We start from the raw sequence: 19,880 nt of genomic DNA, 5'->3' as shown, positions 1-19,880 counted from the left end.
GAAATCAGTTTTGTAAATTTGTTTTTGTAATGTTTTGTTTATCACTGATTTTCTGAAGCAAAGATGCGACAAGAAGTGAAGCAGGTGTTAGACAAGACATAGACATCGATAGACAGAAAATGGACAGGATAGACTTACGGAAATCCGTAATGTGGTATGATGGGAAATCATCTATTTTGTAAAGACTGATAAAAACTATATATGTCCAAAATAAAACTACTAATTCATGAGGTATTCAGGCAGGGGGAAGAGGATTCCGGAAAGGAAAAGAAAAATGGAATAGCTCTTTTTTTAAGCGTACACCTGGAGGAAACACTCTATTTTACGATTGCAGATAAAACTCTTGTAAGGTATTATGATGCCTATGTGGCAGAAATTAAGGATAAAATAAATATTGAGTCCTTTAAGCTTGACAAGCTCAGTCAGTACCTGGGGTATAAAGATTTTGCAGACTTCTCCCGGACTTTCACGAAAGAAGATGAACAGGCTAATAAAACCACGATAAAGATTAAGGTGGATGAAGATGAAGAATCTATATCGGAACAAATTTCCAAGCTTGTCATCAATATTACCAATGAACAGCATTTTAAAATACCTGAGTATATCAAGCAGAATGGGTTGGGAATTATGGAAATTGCCCTATTATTATGTCTTGTTACGGGAAGTGTTGTTTTTTCTAATAACAAAAAGGCAGGGCTCTCATTTTTAGCTCCTGTAAAACCGGGTATTGAGAAAAAATATATGTATTGGGATGGAGAAAGATATATGGGAACGGACAGCAGCTATATCAGGCCGGGGCTTACTATTGTAGCAATGAATGAGCATAAATTCCAGTATTTTAAAAAAATCACCAGAAAGGATACCCTGACGGAATTCAACGCACTTGGGAAAACATGGTATTCCAAATACAATAATGGGGTTGAGTTTTTTACGGAGGATGGTATAGACCCCGATAATGGGAGAGAGTTGAGAAAATCTACTCCTTTCATCATCTATAAATATGCAGGTGAGCATAAAGATTCTATAGAGGTATTGGAATAGTTTTTACAGATATTTTACACAAAAAAAGCGAAGATTTCTCTCCGCTCTGTTTTGGTTACTCGATATTCAGCATTCCCAGTTCTCCGAAATGTTTTTTAAATTTCTGTATTTTAGGACCTACCACAGCACTGCAGTAAGGTTGATTAGGGTTGACGTTATAATATCCCTGGTGATACTGTTCTGCCGGCCAGAATTTCTCGAATGGGGCCAGTTCAGTAACATAGGTTCCTGGCCATCTTCCTGATCCCTGAGATATTTTGATCGCTTCTTCAGCTTTAGCCTTTTCAGCATCATCTTTATAGAAAATCACCGAACGGTACTGGGTTCCGATATCATTCCCCTGACGGTTCAGCTGGGTAGGGTCGTGAAGGAAAAAGAAAACATCCATCAGTTGCTCATAAGAGATAATGGCAGGGTCGTAAGTAATCTGTACTACTTCAGCATGATCAGTTGTTCCGGTACATACTTCTTCATAAGTGGGATTTTCCTTGTGTCCGCCGGAATATCCTGAAATAGCAGACTCAACACCCTTCAGCATATTGAAGCAGCTTTCTACACACCAGAAACATCCGCCACCAAAGATGATCTGTTCTAAATTATTGTTGTCCATTGTTAGGGTAATTATGTCATTTAAATATTCTTTTCTTTACCCGTGAAGGGCGTTAAAAAAGCAAATCAAAATTATGAAAAAGTTTTTCATTTGAGCGTAATTTAACGTCTTAAACTCAAATTACAACTATAGATATAGCAAATGATTTTAAGTCTCATTGACCCCAACGAGTACAAAAAATAAACCTCAATCATGTGTAAGAATCAGTGTCATCTATGGTTCCTAAAAAAGAAAAAGCAGCCCATTTGGACTGCTTGTATGATAAAATGTTTGTTCAGTTATTTTTCCCAAACCAAAGCACTTGCCCCTAAGATGGCTGCATCTGCTTCGTCCAGTTCACTGAATACCAATTTTACTTTATTTCTAAAAATAGGAAGAAGGTTTCTTTCCATATGAAGCTTTGCGGGCTTTAAAATAAAGTCTCCTGCCTTAATTACCCCTCCGAATAAAAGGATGGCCTGTGGTGAAGAGAACATCACAAAATTGGCCAAAGCTTCACCTAATTTTTGTCCTGTATATCTGAAGACTTCAATAGCAATAGGGTCTTCTTTTAATGCACATTCGTATACTGTTTTAGAATTAATTTCCTCTTCAGGATACTGGTTCAGCATAGACTCTGCAAATTCTGCCCTCATTTTTTTAGCCGTGATGGTAATTCCTGTGGCAGAGGCATAGGCTTCCAGACTTCCTTCGGAACCTGTACTCCAATGTTTTCTTCCACCTGGTTTTACAATGGTGTGTCCCAATTCCCCGGCAAAGCCATCATGTCCGTAGATTAAGCTTCCATTGGCAATGATTCCGCTTCCTACACCTGTTCCCAGCGTGATCATGATAAAATCTTTCATTCCCCTTGCTGCTCCGAAAAGCATTTCACCTAACGCTGCTGCATTAGCATCATTGGTAACTGTACAGGGTAAATTGAACTTGGCTGTCATCAGCTCAGCAAAAGGAATAACTCCTTTCCAGGGTAGATTGGGAGCCAGTTCTATGGTGCCTTTGTAATAGTTCGCATTAGGTGCGCCTACTCCGATTCCGTCGAAATTTTTTTCCGTCCCGTGTTTTTCCATTAAAGGATAAACGTGTTCATATAAAGCATCGATAAAATCTTCCACTCTGTCATAGGCATCGGTTTTAAGGTTTCCTTTGTCCAGAACTTCTCCACGATGATTGACTACTCCAAATTTGGTATTGGTTCCGCCGATATCAACTCCCAGGGCAACTTGTTTTGATAAATCTATTAATGACATCTCTATTATTAAATTCTAGGGGCTAAAATTATAAAAAAGATTGTATTAATGGATTAAGAACTCAATTTTATTTAAAAATTTAGACTGTTTTTAACGGTTTTTTCTTTTTCCGGCCCCACCATATCATAAATCCTGTTACCGGAAGTGATGCGCAGATAAGACTGACAATAAATGCAATAATCTTGGTAGGAAGACCTAAAATGGATCCCACGTGAATATCATAGTTGGATCCCACTACTTTTTCACCGAAGTTTTTATCTTGTTGATCATGGGTATGGAGCAATTCTCCGGAGTTTTCATCAAAGATCAGACTGCTGCTTTTGTGGTAAGAATAACTAAGGTGTTTTACGTATACCTCAAAGTTGGGATGCTCATGGTCATCCATATGTTCGTGGCCAAGATCTATAGCAAATCCATAAGAATCCGGATATTTCTGTTGTACAGTGCTGATGATTTTATCCAAAGTTCCCTCTGTTCTCAGCTCAATAGGCGCTTTTGTTTTGATGTGTGAAAAATCAGGATATTTTGTCTCCCCTCCGGAGAATAGTACGTAGATCATAGCCTGAACCACAAAGAAAGCATAAAATAAGCCGGTTATAGAAAAAATTAAAGCAAAGATGGAAGCATAAAATCCTAAGACATTATGAAGATCGTAGTTCTTTCTTTTCCAGCTCTTGATGTTCTTCCACTTCAATGCAAAACGTTGTTTTCTTGCTGCTTTATTCTTTGGCCACCACAGGATAATCCCACTGATCAGCATTATGATAAAGATAATAACCGGTATTCCTACCACATAAGTTCCCCAGTCCTGTTTTAAAAGGTAGCTCCAGTGGATCATTTTTACAATATTGAAAAAGCCGTTTTTTTCGTCATATACCCTCAGTACCTTTCCTGTATAAGGATTGACATAGGCTGCTTTATAGACGGGAAATTCATCAAAATAATTCCAGGCATCCGTGTTGTGTTCATACCAGTAGAACACATAAGACAGCTTTTTATCGATAGGAATATTGACCCAATGGACAGGATATTTTTCTTGTACCTGTTCTGCAACAGATTTTTCCATCACTCTGATGGGAAGAACCTGCTTTTGCTCAATATTTTGTTCCTGATGGTAAATGACATCTTTACGGGTAAAATTTTCCACTTCATCTTTAAAGACATACAATGCGCCGGTAATGGAGATAATAAAAATCAAAAACCCTATTCCGAGTCCAAACCACAGATGCAGTTTTGCAGACCATTTTTTAAAGAATCCCGGTTTTTTTTTATGATGATGCTTTTTATTCATATCGCAATGGAAAACTAAAGCAAAGATATGTTTTAGTTTTATTTAGTTTAATTAAAATTTATATTCAATCATGAGAGTTCCTCTTGCTCCCAAAGAATTGGTGAAATCACTGTCTCTGGCTGCCCACCAGGCAATTGATGGCTGGTAAACTCTGTTGAGAATATTTTCAACCCCTAAAGATACCTTCCAGTTGTTGTTTACCTCGTAGCTTGATTTTAAGTTAAAAACAGTGTAGTCCGGAACATATCCTTCCCCATAAGCATATAGCCCTGTTTTTACATTAGGATCAAATCTGTTCTGCGTGAATGAATGTAGCATATCTACCCCGACAGATAATGTCGGAATAGGCCTTACCTGAGCATACGCCAGTACTTTAGGTGCTGAAATTCTACTGTTGTTGATTTTTGCAGAATAATCTCCATTGTCGTCCGGAGAAGTGATGCCTTCCATCCAGCTGTAGCTTCCTCCGAACTGAAGCCATTTGACAGGCGTAAAATGTAAAAAACCTTCCACCCCATAAATTACTTCGGGAGCCCTTTTAATAGTTAGAGCTCTGTCCGCACTCTGTACAAAGGTTGCTCCCAGTTTTGATGTACTTACGTAGGACGTAAGCTCATAGTGAAGCCAGCTGGAAAGCTGTCCTGTTGCCCCCAGCTCGTAATTATTAACAATGATGGGTTTTGTTTCAAGATTTTGAATCGTCTCGGAAGTTGAGGTTCTTAGAATTCTTCCCAGCTCATTGATAGAGTAGGCCTGTGAAAAGCTTCCGAAAAGATTGATATAAGGTTCAATATTATATCGGAGACCTATATTTCCCACTAAGGCATTATAGCTTAGTTTTCCTCCGTTTACAGGAATACTTTTGGTAAATGTTCCATCGTTTTTAATAACAGAAAGGGTATTGAAATCATCTACATTAACTTTGATGTTTTCATAGCGGAGACCTCCTTTAATGGTTAGCTTTTTAAGAAGGTCAATTTTCACCAAAAGGAAAGGCGCAATATTGGTCATACTCATATTGGGAGTCCAGAAACGTCCGTCTTCCAGCTTTTGTACGGTCTGATCATTTAAAATATCAGCCCCATATATAATCTCTCCCTGAGAATTTTGAGAATTCCAAAGCTGGGTATCAAAATTAAACCGGGCGCCTGCTTTTTTAGAAATAACATTGGATTGCCCTCCATTAAAAAAAGTATCGCTGTATCCGTAAACCGTTTTAAAATCCTGGTAATAAAAATTAATATTTAAGGCTGTTCCGGCAAATAAGTTCTTATTGTCATAACTTACCCTGATATTATGATTTTTTGGTGTCCCCTGAGGAGTTGTTTCAAGGCTTTTTCCTTCTCCTTGTCCAATGGTAGGCTCAATTCCGTAAACACCGGTATTTAATCCTAAATTAAGATTTGATCTTGATGAATATCCGATATATGATGCTTCAATTCTCTGATTGTCATTGATATCATAGCCTAGCTTCAGCATTCCGTTATAGTTATCCATTTTTGCGGTACTGTAAGTCGGACTTAGCATAACACCGTCCCCGTCTTTCATATAACCCGTTCTTTCATAGGCCAGTGATAGAGTGTAATCAAATTTGCTGACTTTTCCGGTTAAAAGCTGGCTGGCTCTTACGCCTAAAGTCCCTCCATAAGGCTGTCCCGTAATACCGATCTGCGAGATTCCGGAAATTTTTTTATCCGTTTTACTTCTTTTCGTAATATAATTGATGATACCACCGTCTGCACCATTTCCATAGATGGAGGATGCCCCTTTTATCACTTCAATTCTTTCAATAGCTGACGGATCAATCACTCTTAAATCTCTTGCACCATTCCGGAGTGGGGTAGACTGTGGAATTCCGTCGATTAATACCAATACCTGGCGCCCTCTTAATGTCTGTCCTGTGTTGGAAGTTTGCCCCGAATTAGTTCCTAAACTTGGAACGGTATACTGAAGGATACTTGTAATATCTGAATTGACGGTCAGCTGAGACTGGATCTGCTTTTCTGCAACAACAGTAATGGAGCTGGGAACTTCTTTAATGTTCTCCTTCTTCCTTGAAGCAGTCATCACGACCTCATCAACGTTTTTGGTTTGTAAACTATCTTTAACCTGGGCAAAAACGGTTGTCGTTCCTAGGCAAGCAGCAGATAAAAGCGCTTTTTTCATTATATTTTCTTTCCTTGTTTCTTTCTTTTTCCCCACCATACCAGAAATCCGGTAACTGGGAGTGATGTACACATGAGCCCGGCAATAAACCAGATAATTTTTCCAACGATTCCGAAATAAGATCCGGTATGAATATCATAATTGGCATTGGAATATTTTTCGGCGATGGTCAGTTTTTGATGAGATCTATCGGCTAATAGTTTTCCGGAGTATTTATCAAAGGTGAGCAGGCTCCTTTCACTAAACCGTCCCTCTTGCCCGTAAATGGTAACGGGTAAGTTTTTAAGTTCTTTTCCTTTTTTGTTTTTTCCGTTTAAAGAAATTCTGAAGCTGGCTGATCCTGAATATAATTTTTCTGTTTGTGCTGCTGCAAGATCAAAAATATTCTCATTTTTCACCATTAACGAATCCGGAGACTTGATTTCTTTTTCTTTAGGCAGGTTCACTGATCCGGATAACGCGAAATTAAAAACGTTTTTTACGTAAGGATAGGCAAAGTAAATTCCGGTAACGCTCAGTAATAATGCAATGAATGAAGCATAGAATCCCAATACATTGTGAAGGTCGTAGTTCTTTCGTTTCCAGGTTTTTATATTTTTCCAGTTGAACCAAAAGCGTCCTTTTCTTGCGTTTTTGTTTTTAGGCCACCATAAAATGATTCCTGTAATCAGCATAATGATGAAAAGTACAGTGGGAATTCCTACCACATACGGGCCCCATTCAGAATTGAGCAAAAGACTCCAGTGAATGTATTTCAGAATGGTTAAGACATCATATTTTTCATTATATACCGCAAGAATTTGCCCGGTGTACTGATTGATATAGACCTGCTTGCTGATGAGAACCTGCTGGAAATAGTTCCATCCTTTTTTACTTTTCTCATAATAGAAAAAACGGTAGGATTTATTTTTGTCCAGGGGAATTTCAACAGCACTTATGGGGTATTTTTCATTGAGTTCTAAGCTCAGTTTCTCGCGAAGAAGATTAATTGATAAAGGTTTTTTTCCGGCATCAACATTCTTCACATAAATGGCTTCCCTGCGGAGGCTATTCTGAATTTCATCCTTAAAAACATATAATGTTCCCGAGAGAGAAACAATGAAAACAATAATACCAACGGATAAGCCAAACCACAAATGCAGTTTGGCAGACCATTTCTTTGTTGAAGAAACCTTCTTTTTATGATGCTTTTTCTTCATAGCAAAAAGTTAACCCTCCAGAGGGTTAACCTTAATTTTTAAAATTTATATCCTATTGATAGTCTCCAGTTACGAGGAGCATTGTAGATCCAAGCATATTCGCCGGCATCTCCTCTGTATCCACTGTAAAGCTTTTTGTTAAGGACATTATTCAATATTAGGTTGACATCGAATTTTTTGGCAACATAGGAAACTCCGAAGTTGGTATCAAAATAATCCGGAAGGCTTTGATCTTTTGTTGCTCCTACTCCAAACCAGGATTGTCTTCCTCCCTGATACTGATAACCAGCTGAAATTCCGAATCCTTTCATAGGGCCATTTTCAAACCTGTAGCTTACCCAAGTATTTTGTACATTTTTCGCATTTCCCGGAGACTGAATTCCAATTCTTGTAGGGTCTGTGTCTTTGATGGTTTTTGCATCTGTATAAGCATAGTTGATAACAATGTTCATCCCTTTGATGATTTCTCCTTTGATATCAGTTTCAAAACCTCTTGCTCTTTGTTCACCGGTGGGAACTTGAAAAGCTACACCACCGTTTTCATTTGAATTTCCGGCAACAAGAATATTTTGCCTTCTGATTTCGTACACAGCGAAAGTCGTGTTCCATTTTCCACCGAACCAGTCTTTCTTCAATCCGAATTCAATATTCTGACCTCTGAAAGGATCTGTAATCTTAGTTTGGTTAATCCCAGTTCCGGACTGTGGTGTAAAAGTTTTGTCATAGATACCATAGGCCGAGAAATCTTCATCAATAGAGTAGCTTACTCCCACTCTTGGTGTAAACTCTCCTGCTGTATCAGGTACAATAGGAGTTCCAGGACTCAGGTTAGGATATGCCGAATAGGTTTTACCGCTTGTGTATCTTCCCGCTAATGTTATTCTTAGCTTATTGTTAAACATTTCAATCTGATCCTGAGCGTAATAAGAAGTATATTTTACTCCCTGGTCATTATAAAATGGAGCAGAAGTGTTTAAGGTATAAAAATCTGAGGAAGGAAGTTTTGAAGGATCCACTCCGTAATTCACATTATAAATATTGATTGGGAAAGGCCCTCCTGCAAAAGATGAAAAGTCAGCATTGTATTTTCTGTCTCCGTAATCGAATCCTGCAATAATTTTGTGAACAATATTTCCTGTAGTAAGCTTTCCTCTTACATAGGTCTGGAAAATGTGATTTTTTCCTTTCGCCTGCCAGTTGCTTAACGTTCTGTTTAAAACATCCTTATTTTTCGGATCAAAGGTTCCCCACCATGATCCTCCGTCATAGTTCAGGTCCATATAAGCGTATTGTGTGCTCCAAACCCAGTCTTTAGAAAGCTTCTGGTCTAAGCTTAAAAATAAACTCTGATCTTTTACTTCAGTTTTCTTGAAGTTTGGATCATTAAAGTTAGTATGTACATTCAGCGAAGCATATCCGTCATTAGACATCAGGTAGGCTCCCGGCTGGTTGAATTTTAAATACTGATAATTGTACTGTGCAGTAAATGTAGTGGTCTTTGTTGGTCTGAAAGTAATGGACGGAGCAACAATAATTTTGCTTGTTTTATCATTTTCAACCCAGGAATTGTTAGAACTTCCCATTAAATTAATACGGTAATCTAAAACACCGTCTTTCACAAGAACTCCATCCAGATCCGCTTCACCTCTGAAAAGGTTATAGCTTCCGGTAGTGAAACGTACACTGTTGGCAAATTTCCCGGTTGGTTTTTTGGTTACCACATTATAAAATCCGGCAGGATCTCCCATAGAACCCATAAATCCGGCAGGTCCTTTTACAAACTCTATTCTGTCAATAATAGATGCATCAGGGTTAATAGGTCCCCATGTAGAAGAAACGTTCATTCCGTTCATGAAAGTGGAAATACTTGCTCCTCTCATAAAAACATTGGAATACACATTATCCCAGTGTTCTACTTTTCTTGCACCACTCACATTACGAACAATGCCCTCAGACATATTCAATGTAAGCTGATCGGCAAGAACCTGTGAGCTTATAGATTGTACATTCTGTGGAAGCTCAAGGATGGGAGTCTGGATTCTCAATGAACCAGAAACTTCGTTGAGTTTGTATTTCTGATAATATCTTCCGTTAACAACTACTTCTTCAATATCGTTGGATTTGATAGTGTCTTTTTTTTGGGATAAGACCAGCATCGAGCCCAGCATAGAAGCACAGATCAGTACATTTTTCATGAAAGTCAAATTTTCTGCAAATATATTATTTTTAACTGTTCTAAATAAATTAAATGATTGATATTTGTCATATAATGATAATATTCACATAAAAAAACCCGCTCCAGACAAAGCTGAAGCGGATTTTTTATAATAGTATGAATTATTTCTTACGCTGGAATTTCTCCTTTGTATAAGAACGAAATAATTTCTTTGTTTAATTTGTCAATCATCTCACTGAATAAGTGGAAGGACTCTTGCTTATAAATTACAAGCGGATCTTTCTGCTCATAAACAGCTCCTTGTGAAGATCTTCTTAAATCATCCATCTCACGAAGGTGAAGTTTCCAGTTTTCATCAATAAGAGACAGGGTAATGTTCTTCTCAAAATCAGTAACCAGGCTTTCACACTGAGTATCATAAGCTTCTTTAAGATCAGCTACAATAGTCATTGTTTTATGACCGTCTGTGAAAGGAACCTGAATCATTTTAAACATTGAACCCTGATTTTGATATACATTCTCAATAATAGGGAATGATTTTTCTTTCAATAGGTTCAGTTTCATCTGGTAATCTTCCTGAGCAGCTTTAAATAAGATATTCGTTAAATCCTGAATGTTTTTGTTACCAAATTCGCTTTCAGAAACAGGAGATTCCATCGTGAACGTTTTGATGATCTCATATTCAAAATCCTTATAACTTCCATTTGCTTTTCCTTTCGTAACGATAGAATTGGCAACATCGAAAATCATATTGGTGATGTCATATTTCAGGTGATCTCCGAATAAAGCATTCTTTCTTCTCTTATAGATTACGTCACGCTGTTTGTTCATTACGTCATCATATTCAAGAAGCCTCTTTCTTGTACCGAAGTTATTTTCTTCTACTTTTTTCTGAGCTCTTTCGATAGATTTACTGATCATAGAGTGCTGAATCACTTCACCATCTTTATGACCCATTCTGTCCATCATTTTAGCAATTCTTTCTGATCCGAATAAACGCATCAGATTATCTTCAAGAGATACATAGAACTGAGAACTTCCCGGATCTCCCTGACGTCCCGCTCTACCTCTTAGCTGTCTGTCAACACGTCTTGAGTCGTGTCTTTCAGTACCGATAATTGCTAAACCTCCAGCTTCTTTTACTTCTTTAGTAAGCTTGATATCCGTACCACGACCTGCCATGTTGGTTGCAATGGTTACAACTCCCGGCTGTCCTGCTCCTGCAACAATCTCAGCTTCTTTCTTATGAAGTTTCGCGTTCAGTACCTGGTGCGGAATTTTTCTTAGCTGAAGTGCTTTTGAAAGCAACTGAGAAATTTCAACAGAAGTTGTACCTACCAGTACAGGTCTTCTTGCTGCGGTTAATTTTTCAATTTCTTCAATGACAGCATTGTATTTTTCTCTGTTAGTTTTGAAAACTAAATCCTGTTTGTCATTTCTTAAAATAGGACGGTTGGTAGGAATGACCACAACATCTAATTTATAGATTTCCCAAAGTTCACCCGCCTCTGTTTCAGCAGTACCCGTCATCCCCGTAAGCTTGTTGTACATACGGAAATAGTTTTGAAGCGTAATGGTTGCAAAAGTTTGGGTTGCTGCCTCAATTTTTACATTTTCTTTTGCTTCAATGGCCTGGTGAAGACCGTCTGAATAACGACGTCCCTCCATGATACGGCCTGTCTGCTCGTCAACGATTTTTACCTCACCATCAATCACCACATATTCATCATCTTTTTCAAATAATGTATAGGCTTTCAGTAGCTGGCTCATCGTGTGTACACGTTCTGATTTTTCGGCAAAATCAGAGAAAAGTTGTTCTTTAGCTTCAAACTCTTCTTCTTTAGACAAGTTTTTAGCTTCTACTTCAGCAATTTCAGTCCCGATATCAGGAAGTACGAAGAAGTTGGCATCAGAGTTCCCCTGAGACATGTATTCAACACCTTTGTCTGTAAGGTCTACCTGATTGTTCTTCTCTTCAATAACAAAGTAAAGATCTTTATCTACGATCGGCATGTCACGGTTGTTATCCTGCATGTACTGAGCTTCCACTTTCTGAAGCAATGCTCTGTTTCCGCTTTCCGATAAGAATTTGATTAACTGTCTGTTTTTAGGAAGACCCCTGTAAGCCTGAAGCAATTTGAATCCTCCTTCTTTGGTATTTCCTGCAGCAATTAATTTTTTTGCTTCATTAAAAATAGCAGAAACCGTTTTCTTTTGCACTTCAACAATTCTGTCAATAGAAGGCTTTAAAACATCAAATTCCTGTCTGTCTCCTTGTGGAACAGGTCCGGAAATAATCAATGGTGTTCTGGCATCATCTACCAATACAGAGTCTACCTCATCCACGATAGCAAAGTTAAGTTCTCTTTGTACCAATTCTGAAGGTGAAGCCACCATATTATCTCTCAGGTAATCGAAACCGAATTCATTATTGGTTCCGTAGGTAATATCTGAGTTGTATGCTTTTCTTCTTCCGTCTGAGTTCGGCTGGTGGTTGTCTATACAGTCGATAGACATTCCGTGGAACTGGTAAAGAGGCCCCATCCATGCGGAGTCTCTTTTAGCAAGATAGTCATTCACGGTTACTACGTGAACCCCTCTTTCAGGAAGCGAATTTAAATAAATAGGTAATGTTCCTACCAGGGTTTTACCTTCACCGGTTGCCATTTCGGCAATCTTACCTCCGTGAAGAATAATACCTCCGATAAACTGAACATCATAGTGGACCATATCCCAAACTACAGGAGTTCCGGCAGCATCCCATGAGTTTTTCCAAACAGCTGTGTCTCCCTGAATTTCTACAAAATCTTTTCCTGCAGCAGCCAGTTCTCTATCCCAGTCATTGGCTGTTACACGAATTTCTCCATTCTCAGCCCATCTTCTTGCCGTTTCTTTTACCAATGCAAAAGCCTCCGGAAGGATCTGAGCAAGAACTTTCTCTTCAATTTCGTATGATTCTTTCTTTAAAGACTCAATTTTTGAGAAAAGAGCTTCTTTCTCGTCAACATTTGTTGAATTCTTTATCTGCTCTTTTATCTGTTCTATTTGAGCTGTAATCTTACTGGTTGCAGATTTTATATTCTCTTTAAACTCAGCAGTTTTTTGTCTCAACCCATCATCCGTTAATTGTTGGATGTTAGGTTCTACAGCTTTGATTTTTGTTACAACTTTTTTTACTTCTTTTAGGTCCTGCGCTTTTTTGTCTCCCAAAAACCCTTTAAGAACTTTGTTTAAAAAACTCATAAATTTTTTGCTTTATGCTTAATACAAGATGTCTTAAGCGTTTTAAATGACACGCTTATCGTGTTACTATATAAAAAGGGCAAAAAAGCTCTAAGCACGCGGCCTAAAGCTTATCGCTTTATTAATATTCGTCCTCGTTCCAAAGGAAATCTTCATCAGTAGGATAGTCACTCCAGACTTCCTCGATAGATTCATAAATTTCTCCTTCGTCCTCAATGGCCTGAAGGTTTTCTACTACTTCCATAGGTGCACCAGTTCTGATTGCGTAGTCAATAAGCTCTGCTTTTGTCATTGGCCAAGGTGCGTCACTTAGATAGGAGGCTAATTCTAATGTCCAGTACATAATTTTCTAATTTTTTGCAAAAGTATAAAAATAGGTTATATAATAAGCTTTTTTATACTTGATTTTCAATTCTTTTTATAATTTTTTTGATGATTGCCTGTCATAAACTGTGTTACAGTGATGTCAGCAATTTACTAATGTCGTTTTCTCAAAAACCATTCCACAAATTTTTTTATGCCATTTTGGAAGTCTGTGCTTGGCTGATAGCCTATTAAAGCCCTGGCTTTGGTAATATCTGCATTTGTTTTTGTGACATCCCCCGGCTGCATTGGCAGATTTTTTTTTATGGCAGTCATTCCCAGTGCTCCTTCTATGCTAGCAACCATTTCAGATAAAGTGATCACCTGGTTTTCTCCCAGGTTAATGATCTCATAAACATCAGAGTGGTTTTCCAGATAAAAGACAGACTTTGTAATCCCATCAATAATATCGTCAATATACGTATAATCTCTTGCCGTATTTCCGTCACCATAAAAAGGAATTTCCTGATTTTCCACAATAAGTTTTGTAAACTTGTGTATAGCAAGATCCGGTCTTTGTCTTGGTCCGTAAACGGTAAAAAACCTAAGCTGAATCATATCAATCTGATAAAGGTCATGGTAAACATGGCCTAAAACCTCGCCGCATTTCTTCGTAGCAGCGTAAGGCGAAATAGGGCAGTCTACATTGTCTGTTTCTGCAAAAGGAATTTTAACATTATTTCCATACACACTTGAAGAGGATGCACAAATGATTTTTTTAATATTGAAGTCTTTACACAGCTCCCAAAGATTCATACTTCCCCGGACGTTGACTTCCTCATATTCCAGAGGTTTTTCAATGGAAGGACGAACACCTGCAAGTGCCGCCAGGTGGATTACCATGTCAATTGTATGATCTTTAAAGATGTTTTCAAGTCCTTTTTTATCTCTAATATCCTGATGGTAAAGCGAATAGGTGTCAGAATGAGAGAGGCTGATCAAACGCTGAATATCGGTCTCTTTGTCAGAAAACTCAAAATCAGAAATTACACCAATAGACTCTAAAGTATTTTTGATTTTAACATGATAACTGTAGAAATCATCAAAATTGTCAATGTTTATGACAGAATGTCCATTTCTTAATAATTGTTCAATTAAATGAGAACCAATAAAGCCGCTTCCTCCTGTTACAAGATAAATCATCCTTTGTTTTTTATTTGTCAAATTTATTAATAATACTTGAATGCTGTTTTTATACTTTTGTCTGAAAATAAAAATAATGATTAATTTCCAAAAACTATTTGTTCTTCCCAAAGAAGAAGAGGAAGAATTTACCTTCCAGGAAATAGAAGAGGGAATTTATTTTCGTGGACACAATCTGTGGCTTCTTGTCATTTCTATGGGAATTGCATGTATTGGACTGAATATCAACAGCCCGGCCGCAGTGATTGGTGCTATGCTTATTTCACCCTTAATGGGACCAATTGTGGGAATGTCATTTGGTTTTTCGATAGGAAATAAGAAACTTATAAAATTAGGGGTTATTAATTGGGCTTTAATGATTGTTGTTGCACTGTGCTCTTCTGCTTTATATTTTTTTATTTCACCTTTTCATGCCGAAACATCACAACTGGAAAGCTTTAAAACAGCTACTATTTTTGATTGTTTTTTGGCATTTCTGGGAGGATTGGCCTGGTTTCTGGGGATTATAAGAAAAGAAGCAATAAAGGTTATTGCTGGTGTTGCAGTCTCTACAGCATGTATTCCGCCTCTTTGTACAGCGGGATTTGGAATAGCCAATGCAAACTGGGAATATTTTTGGGGTGGCTTTTACTTTTATCTGATCAACTGCTTTTTTATAGCAGTTGGAACATGGGTGCTAAGCCTGATGCTAGGTTATCCCCAATATTATAGGAAAAAAGATAAGGTTCAGAGTCGTAAAATTTCCGGATTGATCAGCTTAATTTCAATCATTATTTTGTTACCGAGTATTGTGCTTACAAAAAAGAAATGGGAAAAAGAAAAATTGAAAGAACGTTCAGAGCATTATATTAAAAGTATCAAAGAAAATCATCCTGAGCTGGCTATTATTAATTATGAATCTTTTAAAAAAGATGAAAAGGATTTTTTAAAAATCACGCTTCTGAATGACAGCGTCACAATCAGTAAGAAAAGGCTTGAAGAGCATAACGATCTGATTAGGGACATTCATTTAATATGGCAATATTCACCCCATATACAAAACGCGGAGCATACCGAAATTCAAAAACTTCAAAGCCAGATAACAGCCTTGAAAGAAGAGATGGTCCAATTAAAAACTCAAAATAAAATTAAATAAATTAAAATCTTTATATTTACTTATAAACTTAACAAGTATGCAGTTTCAAGGGCAAATTTTAAAAATGACAAGCTATGATGCAAAACCAATCCAATACTACCTCAATCTTTCGGGGGATCTCATCCATATGAATGAGTTGTTTGGAAAAGAGGTAAGCATCAAACATATCGGATTCCAGTGTGTAAATTGTGGCAAGGATAAGGCGATTTATAGAATGGGATTCTGCAAGAATTGTTTTTTTGAAAGTCCTTATGCCAGTGATACCATTATCCGGCCGGAGCTTTCTACAGCGCATTTGGGAGTAGCAGAACGTGATCTGGAGGTAGAAAAAGAAATTCAGCTGCAGCCCCATACGGTGTATCTTGCTTACACTGGAGATGTAAAAGTAGGAGTGACAAGAAATACTCAGATCCCGACAAGATGGATTGATCAGGGAGCTACTTTTGCTTTACCCATTGCAAGAACAGAGAACCGTTATGAAGCCGGAATGATAGAAGTTGCCTTAAAAGATCATCTGGCAGACAAGACGAATTGGCGAAAAATGCTTCAGGATGATTTTGAAGATGAGATAGATCTTGCTGATTTCAGAGAGAAAATTAAAGAATATTTCCCCGAAGACTTTCAAAAATTCTATAGCGAAGGCGAAAATCTCTGGAGATTCGATTACCCTTTTGAAAAACCTGAAAAAGTAACTTCGTTTACATTGGATAAAAAGCCGGAGTTTGCAGGGAAGCTTACAGGAATAAAAGGGCAGTATCTGGGATTTGAAGGAGGTAATTTTATAAATATAAGAGGACACGAGGGATATGTAATTGAACTCGGAATATAAATAGTATTGAAACTCTTTCCAGCAAAACCGCTAAGGGTTTCAATATAAATTTTGTCTGGTCTTAAGAATCTATAGGTAAATGGTTTGTGTTTCTGAATCAAGGATTAATTATTATAAGCACAGGAATTCAAAAAAGAGAGCAGATGCATCAATAAGTCTTATCTTTAAGCTAGGCTAAAACTAAAATCACAATATGGAAAGATGGATTAAAAAGTTATTAATAAGTCTGGGGATTTTGGCGGGAGTTCTTCTTGTCGCGAATTTTGGACTGAACATATGGCTTAAGACCCAGCTTCCCGATTATATTAAAAAGAATACGGACTATAAGGTATCCTACAAGACGCTGGATGTAGATCTCAGTACAGGAAATATTTTAGCGACAGCTCTTTCCGTAAACAGTAAGAATCCACAAAACACTGATGTTATAGGGCTACAGGGAACTATTGATACTTTAAAAATAAGCCGTTTTGGTATTTATGATGCTATTTTCAATAAAAAGATAAGTTCCTCAGATCTGCTGTTGGCAAAACCTAATTTGAATGTGGTTCTTGCAAAACCTGTTGAACAAAACACAGGGAAAAAGAGAAATCCGTTTTTATTTGAAAACATCAGAATTAATGATGGAACAATAGCTATTTTCAGACCTACCAAGCAAAAATTTTTATCGGTACAGCATCTGGATCTTTTTGTAGAAAACTTACAGCTGACAGAAGAATCCGTAGAGAGCAAGCTACCCGTGGTTTTTGACCGCTACAGTATTAAAGGGCAAAAATTCTTTTTCCGGCCAGATGAAGTATATGCTATTACCATTGATTCTATTAATACAGCAGACGGCCAGATGTCGGTAGAAGACTTTAAACTGATTCCGCTTCTGTCTTTTGATCAGTTTAAAAAGTTCTACCCCAGGAAAACGCGGTTGTTTGAATTTACCATTCCCAGGATGGATTTTAAAGATGTCGTTTTAAATAAAAATAAGGTTTCTCTTGCCAATGCTGATTTCCAAAATCCTGTTTTAACAGTTTATAATACAGGAATAAAGACTCATAAGACTGAAAAGAAATCAAACTTTGAAGTTGACTTAGAAAATATAAAACTTAATAATGCTGTGGTTAAGATTAATAAACCGGACGGAAAAAATCTTCTGTCTGCCGGAAATCTTAATTTAAGCATTAATCAGCTGGTATTCACCAAAGAAACTTCTGAAAAGGTTATTCCTCTCGGATATAAAGATTTCACATTTTCCGGAAAAAATATTGTCTATTCTAATCATCAGAATATTAAGATAGGAAGCGTAGCCTTAAAGCCAACAAGCGGAGAAATCAGAAATGTTGTTTTAACACCGGCAGCTCCTGTAAATGAGCGGATAACAATGGACGTAACAACCAAGCATATTGCATTTAATATTAATAAATTTAATTTTATTGATAGAAAGCTGATGCTGGATCTTAAAGATGTCCTTATAGAAAATGTAAACGGAACAATTAAGGCAGGAAGTCATACAAAACCTGGAAATCCCAGGCCAGGGATTATCCATTCTGTAATTGTAAGAAAAGTTTCTTTAAAAAACTCCGAGATTATTTATGATAAAGGAAAACAGCCGCTGGCATTTCATGACCTGAACGCTACGGTAAATGGTATCGAAATTACTCCTAAGCCCAATAATCAGGGACTTTCTTTGAATGTAAAAGATTATTTTCTGACGACCCGTAATTTGGCTTATAAAACTCAGTTCTACCATATCAGTCTCGGACTTTTGAAATTAAATAAAAATAAAATCCAGGTTAATAATTTTGCTATGAAGCCTCTCATTTCGAGAGCCCAGTTTATCAAAATGATTCCTGTAGAAAGAGACCTTTATGATTTGAAAGCAGGGCAGATTATTGCAGAAGGCAGCTGGGATCTTTTCTCTCACCAAAAATTTATCAATGCATCCCATGTAACCATTCATTCTGCTGATGCTAATATTTTCAGAAGTAAGATTCCAAAAGATGACCCTAAAGTGAAAGCTTTATATTCCAGGATGTTGCGGTCCGTTAAAATTCCGATGAATATTGCCAATCTGGACCTGAAGAACTCTGTTTTGGTGTATGAAGAAGATACTCCCGAAAGTATGGGGCCGGGGAAACTGATATTCAGTAATTTCAATATGAACGTCAAAAACCTGAACTCTGCCAAAGCAAAAGGAAAACCTACCAAAGTTGATATTAAAATCAATTGTTCATTTATGAATCTGGCACCGCTTGCTGTGAACTGGAACTTTGATGTTGCTGATCAGAATGATGGATTTGTGATTTCGGGCAGGACGGCGAATCTTCCTGCAAGTGGAATCAATCCGTTTATCAGGCCTTATCTTCATGTAACGGCTACTGCTGGAACAATTCAGGAAATGCTCTTCAGTTTTAAGGGAAATCCGGCTGGATTACACGGAACATTTAATTTAAAACATAAAGACCTGAAGATTGCTGTTCTTACCAAAGATAATCATGAGAAGAAAGGTTTCCTCACGGCTGTAGCAAATGTTTTCTTAAAATCCAATTCCGGAAGCTTCCCAGAGGCGGTGACGGTAGAAAATGTAGAAAGAGATCCTACGAAGTCGTTTTTTAATCTTTTTTGGAAAGGAATTGAGCTGGGTTTGAAAAAAACATTGATTGGTAAGAATGTTGAAAAAACGGAAAAAACAGTGAAGGATGCCGTTTCTTCTGTGAAAGACGTGAAGCAGTCTGTTAAAGAAATAAAAAATAAAATCAAAGATTCAAAAGACAAACAGCCGGATCCTAAACCGCAACGTGAGAAAAAGAAAGGCTTTTTACATAATGTCTTTAAAAAGAAGGATAGTTCTGGAACGGAATAATTTTTTAAACCATTACGATATCATCAGGATTAAAATAGAATTTTCCCATTAATGAAAGAAAATTTTTTTCATCAAAATGGCTGTAATGGTTTAAAAAATAATATTTAGCTCAATATGTTTTAAAAATTAAATTCGTCACTTTCCAGCACAGGAATATCTCTCAAAAATTTATCAAATTCTTCCCCGGGATAATTGCTGTCTGCACCATAGGAATCAATGATCATTCCACGGTTTCCGTTACTGTCTTTCAGGACGTAAAGAACGGCGCTGTCATCAGGATTGCTGTCTCCTTCGAAACGGTATGTTTTTAAGATGGTTAATTCAGATGGCTGATAGATTTTATCAGAATTTTCAAACTTCATTTCGCAATTTTCATTCATTCTGAATTCCCTATGTATTCCTCTTTCAGAGAGTGTTTTCATGACTTGGCTTAAAGTGGTCATTCTGTCGATGTTTTCCGGATTTTCCATAATAATATTTTCCTTAATTAATACAATAATTAAACCATTACATTTCTAAATATAAGAAAAATAACGAATTATAATTTCCTTAAAAATAAAGTTTAATGTTAACAAAATTTATAATT

General features: G+C 37.1%; 14 protein-coding genes. 4 read left to right on the top strand and 10 right to left on the bottom strand.

The window, feature by feature from the left end; genetic code table 11:
- Window positions 1–201 precede the first annotated feature (201 nt).
- Window positions 202–1,041 carry a hypothetical protein gene (locus LQV47_RS01205; protein WP_230032887.1) on the top strand — a complete coding sequence of 280 codons (840 nt, stop codon included), beginning with the start codon at window positions 202–204 and terminating at the stop codon, window positions 1,039–1,041.
- 55 nt (window positions 1,042–1,096) lie between these two features.
- Here the strand turns inward: LQV47_RS01205 and msrA are convergent, their stop codons facing one another.
- From msrA to LQV47_RS01160, 9 genes are all read right to left on the bottom strand, one after another.
- On the bottom strand, window positions 1,097–1,651 hold the full coding sequence (gene msrA / locus LQV47_RS01200) for a peptide-methionine (S)-S-oxide reductase MsrA (protein WP_230032885.1): 555 nt from the start codon (window positions 1,649–1,651) through the stop codon (window positions 1,097–1,099).
- 278 nt (window positions 1,652–1,929) lie between these two features.
- Window positions 1,930–2,898, bottom strand: a complete 969-nt coding sequence (locus LQV47_RS01195) for an ROK family protein (protein WP_230032879.1) — start codon at window positions 2,896–2,898, stop codon at window positions 1,930–1,932.
- Between the two features lie 79 nt (window positions 2,899–2,977).
- Window positions 2,978–4,189, bottom strand: coding sequence for a PepSY-associated TM helix domain-containing protein (locus LQV47_RS01190; RefSeq protein ID WP_230032878.1), 1,212 nt, complete (start codon window positions 4,187–4,189; stop codon window positions 2,978–2,980).
- 51 nt (window positions 4,190–4,240) lie between these two features.
- Window positions 4,241–6,355, bottom strand: a complete 2,115-nt coding sequence (locus tag LQV47_RS01185; protein WP_230032877.1) for a TonB-dependent receptor — start codon at window positions 6,353–6,355, stop codon at window positions 4,241–4,243.
- Window positions 6,355–7,554: a PepSY-associated TM helix domain-containing protein gene (locus LQV47_RS01180; RefSeq protein ID WP_230032876.1), complete on the bottom strand. Its 1,200-nt coding sequence runs from the start codon at window positions 7,552–7,554 to the stop codon at window positions 6,355–6,357. The genes LQV47_RS01185 and LQV47_RS01180 overlap by 1 nt, the downstream gene beginning before the upstream one ends.
- A 38-nt stretch (window positions 7,555–7,592) precedes the next feature.
- Window positions 7,593–9,749: a TonB-dependent siderophore receptor gene (locus tag LQV47_RS01175; RefSeq protein ID WP_230032875.1), complete on the bottom strand. Its 2,157-nt coding sequence runs from the start codon at window positions 9,747–9,749 to the stop codon at window positions 7,593–7,595.
- Window positions 9,750–9,898: 149 nt separating this feature from the next.
- Entirely contained in the window at window positions 9,899–12,973 is a 3,075-nt protein-coding gene (gene secA, locus LQV47_RS01170; protein ID WP_230032874.1) for a preprotein translocase subunit SecA, read from the bottom strand.
- Window positions 12,974–13,094: 121 nt separating this feature from the next.
- Window positions 13,095–13,316, bottom strand: a complete 222-nt coding sequence (locus LQV47_RS01165) for a DUF2795 domain-containing protein (RefSeq protein ID WP_002662059.1) — start codon at window positions 13,314–13,316, stop codon at window positions 13,095–13,097.
- A 134-nt stretch (window positions 13,317–13,450) separates the two neighbouring features.
- On the bottom strand, window positions 13,451–14,479 hold the full coding sequence (locus tag LQV47_RS01160; RefSeq protein WP_230032872.1) for a GDP-mannose 4,6-dehydratase: 1,029 nt from the start codon (window positions 14,477–14,479) through the stop codon (window positions 13,451–13,453).
- 76 nt (window positions 14,480–14,555) lie between these two features.
- Here LQV47_RS01160 and LQV47_RS01155 point away from each other — a divergent pair, with 76 nt between their 5' ends.
- The 3 genes from LQV47_RS01155 to LQV47_RS01145 all read left to right on the top strand — a co-directional run bounded on the left by LQV47_RS01155 (window position 14,556) and on the right by LQV47_RS01145 (window position 19,294).
- The gene (locus LQV47_RS01155; protein ID WP_230032871.1) at window positions 14,556–15,614 is read left to right on the top strand and encodes a DUF389 domain-containing protein; all 1,059 of its coding nucleotides are present in this window, start codon (window positions 14,556–14,558) and stop codon (window positions 15,612–15,614) included.
- A gap of 37 nt (window positions 15,615–15,651) precedes the next feature.
- Window positions 15,652–16,443: a DUF2797 domain-containing protein gene (locus LQV47_RS01150; protein WP_230032869.1), complete on the top strand. Its 792-nt coding sequence runs from the start codon at window positions 15,652–15,654 to the stop codon at window positions 16,441–16,443.
- A 193-nt stretch (window positions 16,444–16,636) separates the two neighbouring features.
- Window positions 16,637–19,294 (top strand): hypothetical protein, encoded by a 2,658-nt coding sequence (locus LQV47_RS01145; protein WP_230032867.1) that lies wholly within the window; start codon window positions 16,637–16,639, stop codon window positions 19,292–19,294.
- Between the two features lie 119 nt (window positions 19,295–19,413).
- Here the strand turns inward: LQV47_RS01145 and LQV47_RS01140 are convergent, their stop codons facing one another.
- Complete coding sequence (locus LQV47_RS01140) at window positions 19,414–19,764, bottom strand: hypothetical protein (RefSeq protein ID WP_230032865.1); 351 nt, start codon at window positions 19,762–19,764, stop codon at window positions 19,414–19,416.
- Between the last annotated feature and the right edge of the window lie 116 nt (window positions 19,765–19,880).

The sequence above is a fragment of the Chryseobacterium sp. Bi04 genome, assembly GCF_918698085.1.
Taxonomy (GTDB): domain Bacteria; phylum Bacteroidota; class Bacteroidia; order Flavobacteriales; family Weeksellaceae; genus Chryseobacterium.
The sequence above is the reverse complement of the archived record's forward strand: the minus strand, read 5'-3'. Positions and strand labels throughout refer to the sequence as shown.